We start from the raw sequence: 3,054 nt of genomic DNA, 5'->3' as shown, positions 1-3,054 counted from the left end.
TTTTTTGTGGGAAGGTATCCTCATACCCATCAATCGCGACCAACGTATCACGTGGAATTGACATAATCGTCGTCTTATCTGTTTTAGGATTAATGGTCACAATCATGATTGAGTCAGTTCGACCTTTGTAATCACGTCCCAAAGCACCCGTGTCTGTACCCAATAGCAACAATGACACCGGCTTACCATCTGACAAGACAGCCGACACATCACGCGCCTTCTTCATCGTCGGTGCCACGTATGACTTATCGATAGCACTCTTAGTCTGCATATATGCATAGCCGAATAAGCCAGCAATTACCAAGACAATCACCAATAAGATTGATAAAATCCAATTACGGACTTTATGTGATTTCTTTGGACCCTGATTTTTTGGGGCTTTTTGTTTTTTTCCGCCACGTTCATTCGCTAAGCGACTTGAGCGTGAAACGGGTTGTGTTTGCTCGTTATCCATGAGCCACTCCTTCTCAACTGTAATACATACTTGTGCATTTATTGTAAAACGAAACTGACTGAATTGCCGTAATTTCCCGTTGATGTTTATTTTTTTATAAACACTCCCGTACTTGTAGTCAGTAATTCAGCCTAAAAAGGCCGTTACATGTCCTAAAGTTCGAAAAATCTGGCGTAAAAAAACGGTGACCGAACTGTTATCGATCACCATCTCTTAATTTCGACTAGTTTTCATTGATACGAGCTGCGACTAATAACGCCATCCCCATCACACCAATAAATCCACCGGCTAAAAATGACACTAACATCATCATGATTTGCCCTCCTCTATTTCTTCTCTATCTCCTCATATTACTAATCGTTTATGAATGATTTACGAAGGTTGTTCTACTTTTTATCCAGCGATTTGAAACTTGAACGTCACCGCCAGATATTTTACACTTATGTTCGGAGGCAGTTCACAATATGTATATACTGGGAATCATTTTAGCTTTTATTCTTGGTGGATTAGTTGGCGTTATTGGCATGGCCATGCTAGTCGCTGGTCGCCGTTCAGAAAAAGATTAATCATCACAAAAGCAGTCACCGGCACAATGTCATTGGTGACTGCTTTTTACTACAATAATTTATTTAGCACCCAGAACAGCACTCTTTTCCGCCAAGGCAACGAGCTAGCGTCTGACTGATATTGTCTGGTCATTTGTATCAATCGTGGCATGTTTAGCCAGCCACCAGGTTGACGGCATAAGCGTCGACTATCCATCACGACTGTGTCCGCAACCTTCGCAGCACTTAATGCAACTGGCACTATCGGTCGTAACGCTTCTAAAAAGCACTGACTATTGGCCACGATATCAAACGATAAGCGACGTGTCGTTGACTGCGCTGTTGGTAGGTACTGATAATAGTTCGCCGGTACAAATCGTACGTCGGTCGCCTTTTGGCAAACCGCGACATTAAACAACATATCTTCACCCATGTGCAATGATTCATTGAACATTAGGTTAGCACCTCTAATTAATTGTGTGCGATAAAATTTATTGAACGGCTCTGGCCCCACGCCTTCATAACTCGTTAACACCGGCAATTTTAACAGTGCCTGCAATAATTGAAATCGGCTCGTTGCGTTTAACGACATGTCATGTACCTGGCCGTTTGTAACAAACAACACCAAATCAATTTGGACCTGCTGAGCTATCAGGTGCGTCTTTATAATTTTATTAAGCATGACGCCATTCACTTCATCATCAGCGTCAACGAATGCGAGATACATCCCCTTGGCCACCGCTATACCTTGATTTCTGGCCGATGCTGCGCCACCATGCTGTGCGATGATTAGTCGACCATCCTCAAATAATTTTAGCTGATGTCGGATTACGTCAAGACTTCTATCAGTGGATCCATCATCAATAAAAATCACCTCCACTGCAGTGACTAACCGCAACTGTTGCATTAGGGCCGGCAACGTTTTGGCATTGTTATACACTGGCACGATAATACTCAGTAGTGGTTGCCCTTTAAATTCACTCATCGTAAATACTTTCTCCCAGTCATTTGACGCCACATGATTTTGCATAAATCACGGGTCTCAATTTGGCAACTGAACGCCAAGATAAAAACAACACTATAGCCAACAACACTACCCATCCCCGTAAAAATTAAACCTAGCCACCCCATTTGTGGTAGCCACCCATGACATACATAGTGCACACCAACCAAACCCGCTAACGCAACATGATAGGCCGCAAACTTTACTAAAGGGCATTTGGCACTTTGTTGAAAGCCGTGTTTGAAAACCAGCCACGGCTCCCACCAGAAATTAACGACTAAATTACTAATAATATTCCCCAGCAACACCGCATTGATTCCCAAATCAGTTTGCGTGATTAGCCACAAACTAGTTCCCAAATTCACACCCGCTTCAACTAAAGATTTATATCGCATGGTCCAAAACAATCCCAACGCTGCTGCAAAACTTAAATTTGCTTGTCGCAACATCGTAAATCCCAAATTAATCACGATTAAAAAGACCGTGAAATCAGCAAGAACATATGCTGGTCCAAATACTAACTGAATGAAATCCTGCATCACAGTAAAGCAGCCCCCTGCTAAGACCGTACTAACTAACGCAATTAAACATAAGTTGCGATAGTACGCGACTTGCTGTTGCGCTACGCTTTCGGTTACGCCAATGTGGCCAAAAACGCCAACAATCGCTGCCATTACCTGGCCAACTAAACTACTTAACCCTTGGACAATTAACGCGTAATTTGTATAGGCACCCAAAACACTTAATCCTAGATACTTAGCAATCAATAAATTATCGGTACCGTTAACGACAATAACACCAACCTTCGCTGAAATATTTCCAAGGACGTTCTCTCGTAATTTTTGTTTGATGGTTTCTGGGATGCGTTGCGATGAACGCCAAGTCAGCATTGGATACTGTTGCTTAGCCCGCCAATTAATCAACAAATTAGCAAGTAGCGTTCCTCCAATGTGGAGCATTAAGAAGGCCACATAGTTTTGCCAAACAACTAGGACAACAATTTGCACAATGTTTTGAATGAACCGGCATCCTACCTGATTGATATTATTCAC

At 42.4% G+C, this 3,054-nt stretch carries 2 protein-coding genes and 1 pseudogene; all 3 read right to left on the bottom strand.

Annotated features, from left to right (window positions below; all coding sequences use genetic code 11):
* Positions 1-454, bottom strand: a 454-nt coding sequence (locus tag WEIDD23_RS14180; protein WP_242865356.1) for an LCP family protein, incomplete at its 3' end; no start/stop codon positions are given.
* A 615-nt stretch (positions 455-1,069) separates the two neighbouring features.
* Positions 1,070-1,984 (bottom strand): glycosyltransferase, encoded by a 915-nt coding sequence (locus WEIDD23_RS01005; RefSeq protein ID WP_010371824.1) that lies wholly within the window; start codon positions 1,982-1,984, stop codon positions 1,070-1,072.
* A pseudogene (locus WEIDD23_RS12965) lies at positions 1,981-3,054 on the bottom strand (hypothetical protein); the annotation flags it as partial. The gene WEIDD23_RS01005 and the pseudogene WEIDD23_RS12965, both read right to left, overlap by 4 nt.

The sequence above is a fragment of the Weissella sp. DD23 genome (assembly GCF_001579105.1).
Lineage (GTDB): Bacteria > Bacillota > Bacilli > Lactobacillales > Lactobacillaceae > Weissella > Weissella cibaria.
This window is presented reverse-complemented; position numbering and strand designations above follow the sequence as displayed.

What these genes read in the sequence shown, in the direction of transcription:
- WEIDD23_RS01005 (WP_010371824.1), bottom strand. Translation starts at nt 1,984, where the DNA reads ATGAGTGAATTTAAAGGGCAACCACTACTGAGTATTATCGTGCCAGTG.